The following is a 14338-nucleotide window of genomic DNA, read 5'->3' as shown; positions in this document are numbered from 1 at the left end:
AAAATAATTTTTTTATAAAAATATATAAAAATAAAACACCCTAATTTTAGAGTGCTTTATTATTATCTTTTAAATTAATTGTATTAATAATTAATTATTTTTTAATCCAAGGCATAAGTTTTCTTAATTCTGCTCCAACTTTTTCTACGCCATGATTAGCAAATTCTTGTCTTTTTTCTTTTAAGAATGGTTGTCCAGCTTTATAGTCAGCTAAGAAGTCGTTAGCAAATTTTCCTGATTGAATATCTTTTAAAATTCCTCTCATAGCTTCTTTAGTTTCTTTTGTAATAATTTTTGGTCCAGTTAAATAATCTCCATATTCAGCTGTATTTGAAATAGAATTTCTCATTGTAGCAAATCCACCTTCATAAATTAAGTCTACGATAAGCTTCATTTCGTGAATACATTCAAAATAAGCATTTACTGGGTCATATCCAGCTTCTGTCAACACTTCAAATCCAACTTTCATAAGTTCTACAACTCCACCACATAATACTACTTGTTCTCCGAATAAGTCAGTTTCTGTTTCTTGTCTAAATGTAGTTTCAAGAATTCCGCTTCTTCCACCACCGATTGCTGATGCCCAAGCTTTAGCCACTTCCATAGCATCTCCTGCTGGATCTTTTTCCACTGCTACTAAGCAAGGCACTCCGCTTCCTTCTTGGAAAGTTCTTCTTACTAAGTGTCCAGGTCCTTTAGGAGCTACCATAAATACACTTATATCATCTCTTGGAACTATTTTTTTAAAATGAATATTAAATCCGTGTCCGAATGCAATGTATGCTCCTTCTTTTAAGTTTGGTGCAATGTCTTTTGCATAAACTTCTGCTTGTAATTCATCTGGAATTAAGATCATAACTATATCTGCACCTTTTACAGCATCTGCAGTTTCCTTAACTGTAAATCCAGCTTCTGTAGCTGCATCCCAAGATTTAGAACCTTTTCTAAGTCCAACAGTTACATCAAATCCACCTTCTCTTAAGTTTAGTGAGTGAGCATGCCCTTGTGAACCATACCCTAAAACTGTAATTTTTTTACCTTCCAATTTACTTAAATCACAATCAGCATCATAATAAACTGTTGTTCCTAAAATGTTTCCTGCCATTTTAAAATCCTCCTAAATTTTTTTATATGTATATTATACACTTTTTAAAAATATTTGCAAATATTTTTTTTTAATATAATAATATATTTTATATATTTTTAAATTTATTTAATATTTATATTTTAAGAATAAATAAAAATAATTTTCTAAAAACTTCATTTGATATTTATCAATTTTTATGATATTATTAAAGTAGATTTGCTGGTAGTCTTAATAATTATCAGTTTATATTTTGAAAAATATTTACAAAAAATTGCTGTCAATAAATTGTTCCTACTTCTAAACTGGTAGTGGAGTTTTCTCCTTGTGGGTTCGAGTCCCTCAAAACGAACAATACATACAGCAATTTTTTTATTATTTCACAATCAGCCAAGGTCTATCATTTTCCCAAACGATTTTTACTGGCATCTCGAACATTTCTGACAAAATTTTGTCTATCAAAATATCTTTTTTTCTACCTTTTGCAAAAACTTTTCCATCTTTCAAAAGAGCTACATGAGTTATCGCTGGAATCACTTCCTCAATTTGATGCGTCACATAAATAAATGGAACTGCATTTTCATTTTTAGAATTTTTTTCCAAAACAGACAATAAATATTCTCGAGATTTTACATCCAATCCTGAACAAGGTTCGTCTAAAATCAATAAATCTGGTTCATTCATAAATGCCCGTGCAAGTAATGTCCGTCTTTGCTCACCTTGTGACAATATTGCAAAATATTTATCCTTAATGTAAGTTATCCCAAAATCTTCAATTATTTTTTCAGCTTTTTTTCTATCTTCATCTGTAACTTCTTGATAAATTCCAATCGAACTAAATTTCCCAGAAATTACAATATCTTCCAATTTTTGCGAATTTAACGTGCTCAAAAAATTATTCAAAGCAGAACTCACAAAACCAACTCTATCACGAATCTTTGTCCAAGCATAATTTCCAAATTTATGACCAAAAACTCGCACTTCTCCTGAAGTTGGAAAATTATAAGCCGGAATCATTCCCAAAAGAGTGGATTTTCCAGAACCATTTAGCCCTAATAAAGCCCAGTTTTCTCCTTTATTTATGTGCCAGTCAACACCTTTTAAAATTTCTCTTCCTTCTCGTCTGAAAGTTATGTTTTCATAATGTAAAATTTCACCAGTTTTTTCCATAAAAACTATGTATGATAAATATACAAATGATTATACAAATATCACACTCTCCTTTCTTTTTTTATTCATTTTATTTCTCGCTTTTTTCATTTTTCATTGCTAAAATTCTACTTTTACGTGATTATTCAGTTGCTACTCGAAGTGATACCTCTCGTCTTTCAATGAAAAAACTTAACAGAATTAAAAAATTTCTTTTCAAGCAAAAAATTACAAACTATTTTATCTTAAGCTTTCTATATCTATTCACCGCAGCACAAAATTCCTGCTTTCTCGGCAATGCCAAATTTCCTGGATGCCCTGTGTACGACGAAATCGAATCAAGCCCGCCCTTTTCAATTTTTTCATAAATACTGTCAGTTGCTTGCGAAAGCGTCAATTTTTCATCCAGTACTTTATTTTTAAAATAATCAATCATCACAGCAATGCAGTTTGTCTGGCTATCATCCACAAGCTGCTCCAGCCCTGAAATGTCGATTAATTCTTTTCCATACAGAATATTGTATTTCCCTTTGGCTTTTGTTTTATCCAGTTTTCCAGATTGTGAAAAACTTTTTTTGAGTGGAATACGCTGTGTAACTCCTTGAAATTTATCATTTGAAGAAAATTCTCTCTTGTTTTTATCCAATTTTGCAATCTCTTTTGCTTTTTCTGTCACATCTTTTGGCACATATTCATCCATCATTATAACGTGATTTGCCACATCAAAATAATCTCCAGAGCCGCCGACAATCAATATCGTAGAAACTCCAAAATTGTCATAAAGTTCCTTTACCCTGTCAATAAACGGTGTTATTGGCTCTTTTTCCTTTGCCACAAGTTTTTGCATTCTTCCGTCACGAATCATAAAATTGGTAGCCGAAGTGTCCTCATCTACTAGAAGTAAAGAAGCCCCATATTCCAGTGCTTCTGCCACATTTGCCGCCTGCGATGTACTTCCACTAGCATTTTCAGTTGAAAAAGCCCTTGTATCCTTATTTTGTGGCAAGTTATTGATAAATCCGCTTATATTCACCTTTTCCACATTTCTTCCATCTTCCGCACGTATTTTTACCGCATCCGATTCAGAAATTATAAATTCACGCCCATCTTGAGCAATGTGGTTGTAAACTCCTCTTTCAAGTGCTGCAAGCAACGTGGATTTACCGTGATAACCTCCACCCACAATTAATGTAATTCCTTTTGGAATTCCCATTCCGCTTATTTCTTTCCCACTTGGAAGTTTTAATGTAATCTCAAATTTTTCTGGACTTTTAAACTTAACTGCATTTTTCATAGGTCTATCCGAAACTCCACTTTCACGTGGAAGCACAGAACCATTAGCCACAAATGCAACAAGCCCTTTTTCCTTCAATATTTTTCTTGCATATTCCTGATCCAGCACTAGAATTACCTGCTCATTTAACGCTTTTTTATTCAAATTATCATAAATAATGGATTTTTCCACAATTTCAGGCAACTGCTCAAAAATAATTTTCTGTGCGGCTTTTCCCATTATCCGTCTGCCTCTCGCAGGCATCCCCATTTCAAACCTCACTTCAACTTTATCTCCCTTTATCATAACCGAAGTTCTTTCCAAGATTTCCTGTCCACACCTGTCAATAAAAATTCTTCCACTTCCCCCAGTTCCTATACTGTCATTCCCACTTTTCTGAATTTCCCTGTAAAAATTTCTCGTAAGAAAATCCGAAACTGCAATATTCTTATCCTTCGTATCCGTCAATTCATAAGGAATTCCGCAAATTTTCCTATCCATTATAACTCTCATTTTTGAAGGCGGAGCATAGGGATCCGACTGCACATGATCAATCGCAAGAACATACTTTTCAAACCTATATTCCCCTTTAAGCGACTTATACGCCGAATAACTTTTCCCATCCATTGAAAATAATATTTTTTCTAATTCTTTATAATTTTTCATCTTTTACAATCTCTCTTTCCATTTATTAAAATGTAAAAAGGTTTGTCCACTAAAATTTACCTTTTTATCGATTTCTTCTGCTTCATTTATAAAAAAAATTTATACATTTCATTGTAAAAGTTCCTTTTCTCTTTTGATAAAATATTTTTTATCAATTTATTAACCATTTCATAAAATTTTTTAAACTTTAAACTTCTACTTTTATTTACATATTCATTTTTAGAAATTCAATTGCTCTCAAACTTGGATTTTTCTTTTTAAATTTTTTAATCAAATCATCTAAAATTATATTCTTTTAACAATTTCATTTCCCATTTCTTTTGTTCCAACTTTTTTCATTCCATCAGTATAAATATCAGCTGTTCTGAAGCCATCTTCCAATACTTCTGCAATTGCTTTTTCAATCGCATCTGCTTCTTTTGTCAAGTTAAACGCGTATCTTAACATCATTGCTGCTGATAAAATTGTTGCGATTGGGTTTGCTATATTTTTTCCAGCTATATCAGGTGCTGAACCGTGGCTTGGCTCATAAAGTCCAACTTTTCCGTCTCCTAAACTTGCTGATGGCAACATTCCTAAAGAACCTGTAAGCATTGAAGCCTCATCTGACAAAATATCTCCAAACATATTGTCTGTTAAAATTACATCAAATTGTCTTGGATTTGCAATCAATTGCATTGCAGCGTTATCCACATACATGTGTGAAACTTCCACTTCTGGATAATCTTTTGCAAGTTCATTTACTGTTTTTCTCCACAATTTTGAAGTATCTAAAACATTGTGTTTATCCACACTTGTAATTTTTTTCCTTCTTAATTTTGCAATTTCAAATGCTTTTTTTGCAATTCTTTCAATTTCCCCTTTTGTATATGGCAACGTGTCGATAGCTTTTTCATCAGAATATTCTCTAGGACCGAAATAAATTCCTCCTGTAAGCTCTCTAACTATCATCACATCTAGCCCTTCTCCAATTATTTCATCCTTCAATGGACTAGCACTTTTCAATTGCTTAAACAAAACGGCTGGTCTTAAATTTGTGTAAACTCCCAAGTCTTTTCTTATCGCAAGAAGTCCTTTTTCAGGTCTTTTATCAGGCTCAACATTATCCCATTTAGGCCCTCCAACTGACCCTAACAAAATTGAGTCACTTTCTTTACAAATCTTCGCAGTTTCTTTGGAATAAGGAACCCCATATTTATCAATAGATTCTCCTCCCAAATACCCTTGCGTATACTCAAATTTATGTCCAAATTTTTCTCCAATTTTATCCAAAACTTTTACCGCTTCATCAACGATTTCTGGACCAATTCCGTCCCCTTTTAATACTGCAATTTTGTAGTTCATTTTTTACTTCCTTTCTAAATTTTTTATATCATCTTTTTTAACTTTTTTATTCAAAATTTTTCCATTTTAAATTATTAAATAAAACCTCTACTCTTCTATTACTATATTTCCCTTGATCTGTCTCATTTAAATCAACTGGATCCTCTTCTCCTTTACCACTTATTTCTCCAATTGAAATAGTATCTTTTAAACCAAATTCTCTAAATAATTTAGCAACATTTCTAGCTCTTATCAACGATAATTTTTGATTATATTTTTTTGTCCCATTTGAATCAGTGTGCCCTATAAAATCTACAGTTCCACTTTCTCCAAATTTATTTAAAACATTTACAATTTCTTTGAGTTCTGATATTTCATTCTCGTTTATTATTTTTCCATCAACTTTAAAACCTCTTAAAACACATTTTTTCTCTGTCGTACTACAAGGTCCTCCTAACATTGAAAAAGAGATACTCACAATTGTAAATATACAAAAAATAATAATTTTTCTCATAAAATTCCTCCAACTCAAAACAAATCCGAATGTGTCCCAGTTCTCGACAATGTCAAAACCAAGATATTTTTTTCAATTTTATAAATTAAGAGCCAATCAGGCTAAAAAAATTTTTTAAAATATAAGAAAATTACTCATCTTCCAATTGATTTTTTAGTTCATTAAATAAACTTAAATCAAAATTTTTTTCAACTACATTTTTTCCAATAATTTCAACTCTTCTATTATTATATCTTCCTTCTACTGTATCATTAGTATCACTTGAATTTTCAGAGCCTTTTCCCAAAACTTTTACAATTCGCATTTCATCTTTCAATCCACTTTCACGAAATAACTCTGCAAGTCTTTTAGCTCTTTCAAATGATAATTTTTTATTTTCTGTATTATCATTATATCCAATAAATTCCAAATCTGCACTTTCATAAAGTTTATTCCAAATTTTTCTAACAATACCTTTCATTCTATTTCGTTCATACTCATTTAAATCTTTACCATTTTCTTTAAATCCTCTAATTACAATTTTTATCTCACCTTTAGCATCTTCCATTGGAATATCCCAAGCCAAATCATCCATAACCATCGGATCACTCATAAGTGGAAATTTTTCCAAAATCTTCAAATTTTTCTCAGCTTTTTTAGAACCTTTTTGGATTGCCATTTTATAATACTTTTCAGCTTGTTCAGTTTGGTCATTTTTAGCATAAAAATTTGCTAAATTATTCATTGCTTTTACATCACCATTTTCAATTTTTTCTTCAAATTCTTTGATTTTTTTATAATACCCTTTAAAATCAAAATCTGTCATTGAATATCCAGAGATGTTTCCTTTTGAATCATTAAATTCTTTGATATTTCCGTCTTGAGAAAATAAATTTATCACAAGTAATAACTGCCAAAATAAAATAAACTTTTTCATGAAATTCCTCCAACTTAAAACAAATCCGAATGTGTCCCAGTTCTCGACAATGTCAAAACCAAAATATTTTTTTCAATTTTATAAATTAAGAGCCAATCAGGTTGAATATGACATTCTCTAAATCCTTTATAATCGCCAGCAAGATAATGATCTCTATATTTTTCAGGCAAAATTTCACTATCAGATAATTTATTAATAACCTGTGCCAGTAATATTAAATCATATTTTCTTTTCTTTAATTTTTTCAAGTCCTTATCAAACCTTTTGGTCGTCTTTATTGTCAATTTCATCCACTAAACCCCTAAATCCTCAAATAATTCTTCAGCACTATTATACCCTTTTCTTTCAATTTTACCACTCAAAATATCATCAGTTTCCTGCATTGCCTTTAAAGTTTCCTTATTCGGCACTTTCAATTCAAACGGAATCCCCTGCTCCAAAATACACTTCTTCAAAAATAAATTCATAGCAGTACTCATATTAAGCCCCATTTTCTTAAACAAAGTTTCTGCTTCCTTTTTCACATTTTCATCAACTCTAGCTGTTACTGTAGCCATTTTTACCACTCCTTTGTAATACTTTTGTTATACAATGTAATTATATTAATAAATGGTGTAAAAATCAATATTTTAATTAACTTTTTCAAAAAAAATTTACTTTTTTCATTTTTTAAAATCTATTAATCTATTTTCTATCAAATAATTTATATTTTCAACTACCCAGTTTTTATTAAATCTAAAAAAAATATCAATTCTAAAAGCTTTACTTTTATTATCTAATTTAAAATATAATTTATACCTCATTATTTTTTTTACTAATTTTAAAACCTTTACTTTTTCCCGAGGGATTATTTTCCTCATTTTACCTATAGTCGAAAGTTGTATTCCTGAAGGCATTTTTAATGTTATATCACATGAAAATATTTCTATATTATCTTTCTTAAATAAAACTATAATACTTTCTCTTAAATCCTTGTTAAAATCATAAATAAGATTTTTATCAAAAAACACTTTTATAAAAGTGATTTTAGAAAAAAAAAACAAATAATTTCTGTCATACTCAACATTATTTTCAATAAAATAATTTTCTATTATTTTATTCCATTCTTTGATGGTTCGCATAATTTTTTATCTCCTAGTCATCTGAAAATTTTTTACTAAATCCAAGCATACTGCAACTCATAACACTTTCTGTAATAATTCCCTTTAACTGAAGTTTCAAGATTTTTATTTCTTCTAAAATTCCGATTACAGCTTTTTTTGTAAAACTGATAAGCTCTCTTACACCAGCCACTTCTTCTCCAGCTGACTAATTCTCCATTTTTTACAAACACATCAAATGGTAAATCTTTTGAGCTTATTTTAGAAAGTTTTTCTTTTTCTCGCTTTTTATACTCAATTCCTTTTGACCACATAGACATCTCCTTTTTTTCAGATTATATCTGAAACTTGAAATTTATTTTCTAACTCGTATCTTCTACTTTTACATCGACAATTTTTCATTTTCAATCAAATTTCTAAAATTAAATTATCTGCTATTTAACAATATTTTTTGAAATTTTTTCCAAATCCTCTGCTGTAAACTGAATATTCGTTTTCGCCCCTGTATCAGCCAATATCTTCTGTGCAATCATTGTTGTCAATGGATAAATGATGTTAAAATGATCTCCACCTGCAATTCGGTATTTCTTGAATGGTATTTTGTATTTGTCTGCGGCTTTTTGCATAGGCTCAAATAAAATATCTCTTCTTTCTTCTTGCCCTTCAAAGTGGAATGTTGGTGAAGTTATGGAACGAACATATCTGAGTGATGATCTCACTGCTATTTCTCTAGGGTTTGTCAAGTCAAATGGTACTCCCCCATATTCATCCGGTTTTTCTGTCGCCCAAAAGAAATCTGGCAAAGCACCCATTGCAAAAACTGCTCGAAAACCTTTTGAATATTCGCTCAAAAGCAATACCTTTGTTCCACCTGTACTGTGTCCAACGAGATAAATTCTATTTGAATCAACATAAGGAAGTGATGCCACATATTTTCTAGCTTCTTCCAAGTCTTCAATTTCCCCATAAAACATTTCATATTTTCCAGGATTTGCATTTTCTCCTCTAACACTTGGTATTGCAAGTACAAAATTATCTCTTTTAAATGCATCTGCTCCTTGATAATTATTTTTAGGTGATTCTTCATCCCAATCAAATTTGCTATCTCCAATTCCACCAAATCCACCGTTTAAATATATAATTGCTGGATATTTTTTCCCGTTATTTTCTTTTGCTGTAATGTACATTGGCATTTCTCCTAATTTTGATGGATAATTTACCAATGAAAACTTGCTGTTTTTAGGCGGAATCCCTGGTTTCCCATCTGGCACAAATTCCGTTTTTTGCCCATCGACAATCTTTGTCTTAAAATTTTTATGAGCCTCTTCCAATGTTTCTCCATATATTTCAAAATCAAAACTATTGTCAATTTCTTTGTTATTTTTCTCACTCTTTTGGACTTCTGTATTTCCATTTGAACTTTTGCCTCCATTTCCGCAAGATAGTACAAAAGTTGCTAAAATTAACGATATAAGTAATATTTTTTTCATAAAGTCGCCTTTCTTTTTTTATTGTTCTAACATTCTTCTTCCATTCACTCTTTCAGCCAGTCTTTCAAAATAACCACTTTCAATCAAGTTATTTCTATTTTGTATCCACCACGCCTTCCCATTGATTTGAGCAAAGTTTATTATTTCTTTTTTTATTTTATCTCCTACCCTTACTACTATTGTCAATTTATAATTTAAAATTCCCTTTTTCAAATCAATTTTTTCTATATCCTCAACATCTATCCTTGTCAAAAATTCTTTAATTCCCCCGAGCATTCCAACTGCAAAAAACAATATCTCATTTTCATTAAATAGTATATAGCACGGTTTCATCCCCGTTTTCATCAATAATCCAATAAGCCCCATCATCAAAAATGAATTCAAATTTCTTTCCCTTTTAATACCATAAATACAATTTTTATCATATTCTATCCCATTTTGCTTGAAATATTCTTCTACTTTTAACTGTTCTTTTGATTTTTCTGCCATCTTTTAAATTTTCCTTTCTAATTTTTATTCTATTATTTTAATAAACAACTTCCTTCTCAGCAACATCATTAACCTTTTTAGTCAATTTCCCATCCTCATCATAAAATTCATCATAATATAAGTTTTTCAAAAAGACATATGCAATAAATAGTTTCTATTATATTTTTTAAATTTTGTGAATTAAGTTGAAATCCCATATAGGATTAATATATTCTTTTTAGATTTTTTATCTACTGCATAATGCTAAAAATATAAATAAAATAGTTATTAAATAGTACCAATCCAAAAAATGTAATGTTTTATTTGTATATATATTTAAAAATACATGAGCTTATAAATAATCAATACTAAAAATAAATTTTTTTTATACGTATTTTTTACTTTAAATTCCAAATTTGACGCACTGTAGATTATCCTCATTTTACATACTACATCTGAAATGCCGTTATCCAAAAACATATTCCGGTTATAAGTGAAAGCGGAGTCATAACATATTTTTCTTTCCTGCTTTTTGAAATCATGTTCATAATAGTATTCAGAGATAGGTAGGCAGCAAAGAAGAAACAAATATATTTAGTAACCTTAAAAGACAGCCACAAGGAAATAAAACCTCCGGCTTGCAAAATAATTATCATTGCAAAAATTTGAATAGCCACTGAAATGACTGCCATAACTCTAAATTTCTTAGGTAAGATCTTATGTTGTCCACCCATTGTAAATTCGCCCAGAGGCAAACCGCAGGCAACAAGAACTGTCATAATTGCTATAACTCCAAATAATACTGCACCTAATATTGAAAACATAAATCAATATTCTCCCTTCGCAAAATACAAAAAATTTCAGTTACAAATTCAAAATTTCTTTCTTTTTTAATTAATACCATAAACAAAATTTTTATCATACTCTATCCCATTTTGTTTAAAATATTCTTCCATTTTTAATTGTTCTTTTGATTTTTCTACCATCTTTTAAATTTTTCTTTCTAATTTTTATTCTATTATTTCAATAAACAACTTCTTCCTCAGCAATATCATTAACATAATTAACCTTTTTAGTCAATTTCCCATCCTCATCATAGAATTTCCAAATTCCCTCTTTTTTCCCAGCTTTATAATTTCCAGTTATTGCTAAATTATGATTACTATAATAAAATTTTGCCAATCCTTCTCTTGGCTCTCCCCACTTGCTTAACCACATTGAATGTATTTTTGTCTTCTCTCTAAATATCGTAGAAAATTTATCGTTTAATTCCAAATCATCAACAAACTCAAAAAGAGCATTAAAACTTGCAGCCAAAAATCCCTTATCAATGTTCCCTTTTAACCAAATCCAATTATCCCCTACAACTATATAATCATCAACTACTTCAAAATAAAAATTTCCTTCACTTGTTATTTCAATACTTTCAACAAAAATATATTTTTTAAACTTGTCTATTGGAAATATATTATTTTTATATGCCTTTTCAGCTTCTTCTTTTGTAAAATCGTTTTTTAAAATTTCAAATAACATATCATAGCAAGTTGGATACTCTGGAAATGCTCCATCATCAAAAAAATCATCATTCAGCACATCATAAAAATACTTAACCATCGTATTTTTCACTTTTTTATTCCATTCATCCTGATTAAGATACAATTCTTCCAAAATTTTAAGCATTTTTTCTTTTTCAAGTTCAACATTATCACATTTTTTTGAAATTGTTAGACTTACTCGTATTTCTTCACCTTTCCAAATAACTTTCCCATACCATTCTTTAAAATAACTGCTATGTGAACTTTCTCGAAAATCCTGAATTTCCATATCTGATTTTCCTTTCTAAAAAAATTTAAGAAAGTTAGTCCATATAATACTCGTCTATTTCACCATTAAAATTACAACAAGCATAAAACATTTTATCAACAAAAAATAATTTTTCATGCATAGCTATTGTAAAATTAGAATTTTCTTCTACCTCACTATAATCAATTACTATTTCCATATCTTCATTATCAAGCAACTTTTTAAATGCTTCTTTTGTTAAAAAATTATTCTTCATAATTTCTTCTGTATCTTCTTTTCCAATAATTTTAAGCAATTTTTTCTCCACTTCATCAATACTATTTGTTTCATAGTAAATTTCGGCATATTCAGGCTTTACCCATTTTTCCTCATTAAACCAGTCAACAAATTCATCAACAAACAAATTTTTACACTTTGTATCCCAGTATTCTTTCTTTTCTAAAATTTTTTCAACCATTTCTTCGACTTTTATTTCATCAATTTTCTCTTCATCAATGTCATCTTCACCATTACAGTACAATTTCATTTCTATTTCATGATTTATCCACATCACTTTACGAGTATGCTCTCCATCTATGATTTCCCAATTTTTCATTTTTACTCCTTTTTTAACTACTTATGACTTTCTTCGTATTTTCTAATTTCATCTTCATGCTGTAAAGTCAATCCAATTGAATCCAGTCCCTTAAGTAGTCTTTGTTTCCAGCTTTCTTCCAGCTCAAAAACATATTCTTTCCCATTCGCAATCAATTTGTTATTTTCCAAATCAACTGTAACCTTCACATCTCCAGGCAATTTTGATAATTCGACTCTGTCTGCTTCTGGCAAAGTTATTGGCAGATGCCCATTGTTTAACCAGTTCATGTAGAAAATTCCTGAATATCCTCCAGCCACAATAACGTGAAAACCATAATCCTGCAATGCCCAAGCCGCATGCTCCCTACTTGAACCACAGCCAAAGTTATCTCCTGTAATCAAAATTGTCCCATTTTTGTATTCTGGCTTATTTAAGTTAAAATCCATATTGTCAGACCCATCTTCGTTGTATCTCCACTCATCGAAAACATGTATTCCAAATCCTGTTTTTTCGATACTTTTTAAATATTGTTTTGGAATTAATTGATCCGTATCAATATTGTCATTCATTATTGGAACGATTGTTCCTTCATATTTTGTAAATGGTTTCATATTTTATTCTCCTTCATTTTTTCTATGTATAAAAATCCCATTTTTAGCTATTTTTTAAAAGGATTTTTCAACTTGTCTTTTATCCCTTTTTTGAGTGAACTACTCCCGCTTTTAGAAGCGGGAGCTTCTTGGGAAGTATCTGCTTTTGCTAGCCAAATATATTTACCAAGCTCTTCGGACAGTCCCTGCCCTGTTTTTTTATTTCCTAATATTTCAACATTTCTTTTCCAATATTTTTTATATTCAATGCCGCATTGTAATCTCTGTCAATTTCAATTCCACAGCACTCACATTTATAACTTCTTTCTGATAATTTCAGTTCCTCTTTAATATTTCCACATTTACTGCAAGTTTTCGACGATGGAAACCACTTATCTATCTTCAAAAATTGTTTCCCTAAAAACATCAACTTGTACTCAAGCATTTTCAAAAACATTCCCCATCCATTATCTCCTATACTTTTACCAAAATTTAATGACTGACTCATCCCTTTCATATTCAAATCCTCAACAACTACAGCATTATACGCTTCAGACAATTTTTTTGATAATTTATGCAGAAAATCTTTTCGACAATTTTTAATATACTCATGTAACTTTGATATTTTCGCTTTTTGCTTATACCAATTTTTAGAAAATTTTACTTTTCTTGACAATGATTTCTGTAATTTTTTCAATTTTTTCTCCAACATCCTAAAATATCTTGGATAATCAGCCCTTTGGTTTTCAGAGCTGACAAATAATTCAGACATTGAAAAATCAAGTCCAATCACTTTATCATTACTTGGCATTTTTTGTATTTCTTTTTCAAATTCTGTCAAAATAGAAACATAGTAATTTCCATTACTGTTTGTCAATGTTACCGACTTTATTCTATAATTCTTTGGTATTTCTCTATGATATTTTAATTTTATTCTTTTCAATTTTGGCAAGACCAAATATTTATTCTCCTCAATTCGTATCGAATTATTCACACAATTTGTTGTATAACTTTTAACATTATTCTTTTTAGATTTGAACCTTGGAAATTTCGCTCTCTTCTGAAAAAAATTCGTAAACGATCGTCTCACATTCAATTGAGCATTTGAAAGTGCCAGACTGTCCACTTCTTTCAAAAATTGATTTTCACTCTTCAAACTGGCAGGTGTAATTATTTTATTTTTTCCGGTTTCTTCATAAAATTTATTCGCAGTGTACAAAATCGTATTGTAAACAAAACGAACACATCCAAAAGTCTTGTTTATCAATAATTTCTGTTCCTTATTTGGATAAATTCTGTATTTGAATGCTAAATTATATTTCATAAAATTACACCTCCTTTTGATTTTGAATATTATTTCTAATTATTTCTTTAGAAATTTTATT

General features: G+C 29.8%; 17 protein-coding genes and 1 pseudogene. All 18 read right to left on the bottom strand.

Annotation, left to right across the window (positions count from 1 at the left end):
* Nucleotides 1-94 precede the first annotated feature (94 nt).
* The 18 genes and pseudogenes from ilvC to BCB68_RS06760 all read right to left on the bottom strand — a co-directional run bounded on the left by ilvC (nt 95) and on the right by BCB68_RS06760 (nt 14277).
* Entirely contained in the window at nt 95-1105 is a 1011-nt protein-coding gene (gene ilvC, locus BCB68_RS06845) for a ketol-acid reductoisomerase (protein ID WP_094080095.1), read from the bottom strand.
* A gap of 354 nt (nt 1106-1459) precedes the next feature.
* Nucleotides 1460-2254 carry an ABC transporter ATP-binding protein gene (locus tag BCB68_RS06840; protein ID WP_094080094.1) on the bottom strand — a complete coding sequence of 265 codons (795 nt, stop codon included), beginning with the start codon at nt 2252-2254 and terminating at the stop codon, nt 1460-1462.
* Between the two features lie 214 nt (nt 2255-2468).
* The gene (locus BCB68_RS06835) at nt 2469-4172 is read right to left on the bottom strand and encodes an ABC-ATPase domain-containing protein (RefSeq protein ID WP_094080093.1); all 1704 of its coding nucleotides are present in this window, start codon (nt 4170-4172) and stop codon (nt 2469-2471) included.
* 285 nt (nt 4173-4457) lie between these two features.
* Nucleotides 4458-5516 carry a 3-isopropylmalate dehydrogenase gene (gene leuB, locus BCB68_RS06830; RefSeq protein WP_094080092.1) on the bottom strand — a complete coding sequence of 353 codons (1059 nt, stop codon included), beginning with the start codon at nt 5514-5516 and terminating at the stop codon, nt 4458-4460.
* A gap of 46 nt (nt 5517-5562) precedes the next feature.
* Entirely contained in the window at nt 5563-6009 is a 447-nt protein-coding gene (locus tag BCB68_RS06825) for an OmpA family protein (protein ID WP_094080091.1), read from the bottom strand.
* Nucleotides 6010-6023: 14 nt separating this feature from the next.
* Nucleotides 6024-6110, bottom strand: a pseudogene (locus tag BCB68_RS06820) (type II toxin-antitoxin system mRNA interferase toxin, RelE/StbE family); the annotation flags it as partial.
* A gap of 29 nt (nt 6111-6139) precedes the next feature.
* The gene (locus tag BCB68_RS06815) at nt 6140-6925 is read right to left on the bottom strand and encodes a hypothetical protein (protein WP_094080090.1); all 786 of its coding nucleotides are present in this window, start codon (nt 6923-6925) and stop codon (nt 6140-6142) included.
* A gap of 14 nt (nt 6926-6939) precedes the next feature.
* Nucleotides 6940-7215 carry a type II toxin-antitoxin system YafQ family toxin gene (locus tag BCB68_RS06810; protein ID WP_094080089.1) on the bottom strand — a complete coding sequence of 92 codons (276 nt, stop codon included), beginning with the start codon at nt 7213-7215 and terminating at the stop codon, nt 6940-6942.
* A 3-nt stretch (nt 7216-7218) separates the two neighbouring features.
* On the bottom strand, nt 7219-7482 hold the full coding sequence (locus BCB68_RS06805) for a type II toxin-antitoxin system RelB/DinJ family antitoxin (RefSeq protein ID WP_094080088.1): 264 nt from the start codon (nt 7480-7482) through the stop codon (nt 7219-7221).
* 105 nt (nt 7483-7587) lie between these two features.
* Nucleotides 7588-8046: a hypothetical protein gene (locus BCB68_RS06800; protein ID WP_094080087.1), complete on the bottom strand. Its 459-nt coding sequence runs from the start codon at nt 8044-8046 to the stop codon at nt 7588-7590.
* A 35-nt stretch (nt 8047-8081) separates the two neighbouring features.
* Entirely contained in the window at nt 8082-8339 is a 258-nt protein-coding gene (locus BCB68_RS06795; protein ID WP_232049853.1) for an endonuclease, read from the bottom strand.
* Between the two features lie 120 nt (nt 8340-8459).
* On the bottom strand, nt 8460-9515 hold the full coding sequence (locus tag BCB68_RS06790) for an alpha/beta hydrolase family protein (protein WP_094080085.1): 1056 nt from the start codon (nt 9513-9515) through the stop codon (nt 8460-8462).
* A gap of 18 nt (nt 9516-9533) precedes the next feature.
* The gene (locus tag BCB68_RS06785) at nt 9534-10004 is read right to left on the bottom strand and encodes a hypothetical protein (RefSeq protein ID WP_094080084.1); all 471 of its coding nucleotides are present in this window, start codon (nt 10002-10004) and stop codon (nt 9534-9536) included.
* A gap of 428 nt (nt 10005-10432) precedes the next feature.
* A complete protein-coding gene (locus tag BCB68_RS06780) occupies nt 10433-10807 on the bottom strand; it encodes a hypothetical protein (RefSeq protein WP_094080083.1) in 375 nt (124 codons plus the stop codon).
* Between the two features lie 199 nt (nt 10808-11006).
* Nucleotides 11007-11807 carry a DUF2262 domain-containing protein gene (locus BCB68_RS06775; protein ID WP_094080082.1) on the bottom strand — a complete coding sequence of 267 codons (801 nt, stop codon included), beginning with the start codon at nt 11805-11807 and terminating at the stop codon, nt 11007-11009.
* 34 nt (nt 11808-11841) lie between these two features.
* On the bottom strand, nt 11842-12381 hold the full coding sequence (locus tag BCB68_RS06770; RefSeq protein WP_094080081.1) for a hypothetical protein: 540 nt from the start codon (nt 12379-12381) through the stop codon (nt 11842-11844).
* Between the two features lie 17 nt (nt 12382-12398).
* Nucleotides 12399-12974, bottom strand: a complete 576-nt coding sequence (gene leuD / locus BCB68_RS06765) for a 3-isopropylmalate dehydratase small subunit (protein ID WP_094080080.1) — start codon at nt 12972-12974, stop codon at nt 12399-12401.
* A 205-nt stretch (nt 12975-13179) separates the two neighbouring features.
* Nucleotides 13180-14277, bottom strand: a complete 1098-nt coding sequence (locus BCB68_RS06760; protein ID WP_094080079.1) for an RNA-guided endonuclease TnpB family protein — start codon at nt 14275-14277, stop codon at nt 13180-13182.
* Between the last annotated feature and the right edge of the window lie 61 nt (nt 14278-14338).

It is taken from the genome of Leptotrichia sp. oral taxon 498 (assembly GCF_002240055.1).
GTDB classification, from domain to species: domain Bacteria; phylum Fusobacteriota; class Fusobacteriia; order Fusobacteriales; family Leptotrichiaceae; genus Leptotrichia; species Leptotrichia rugosa.
This window is presented reverse-complemented; position numbering and strand designations above follow the sequence as displayed.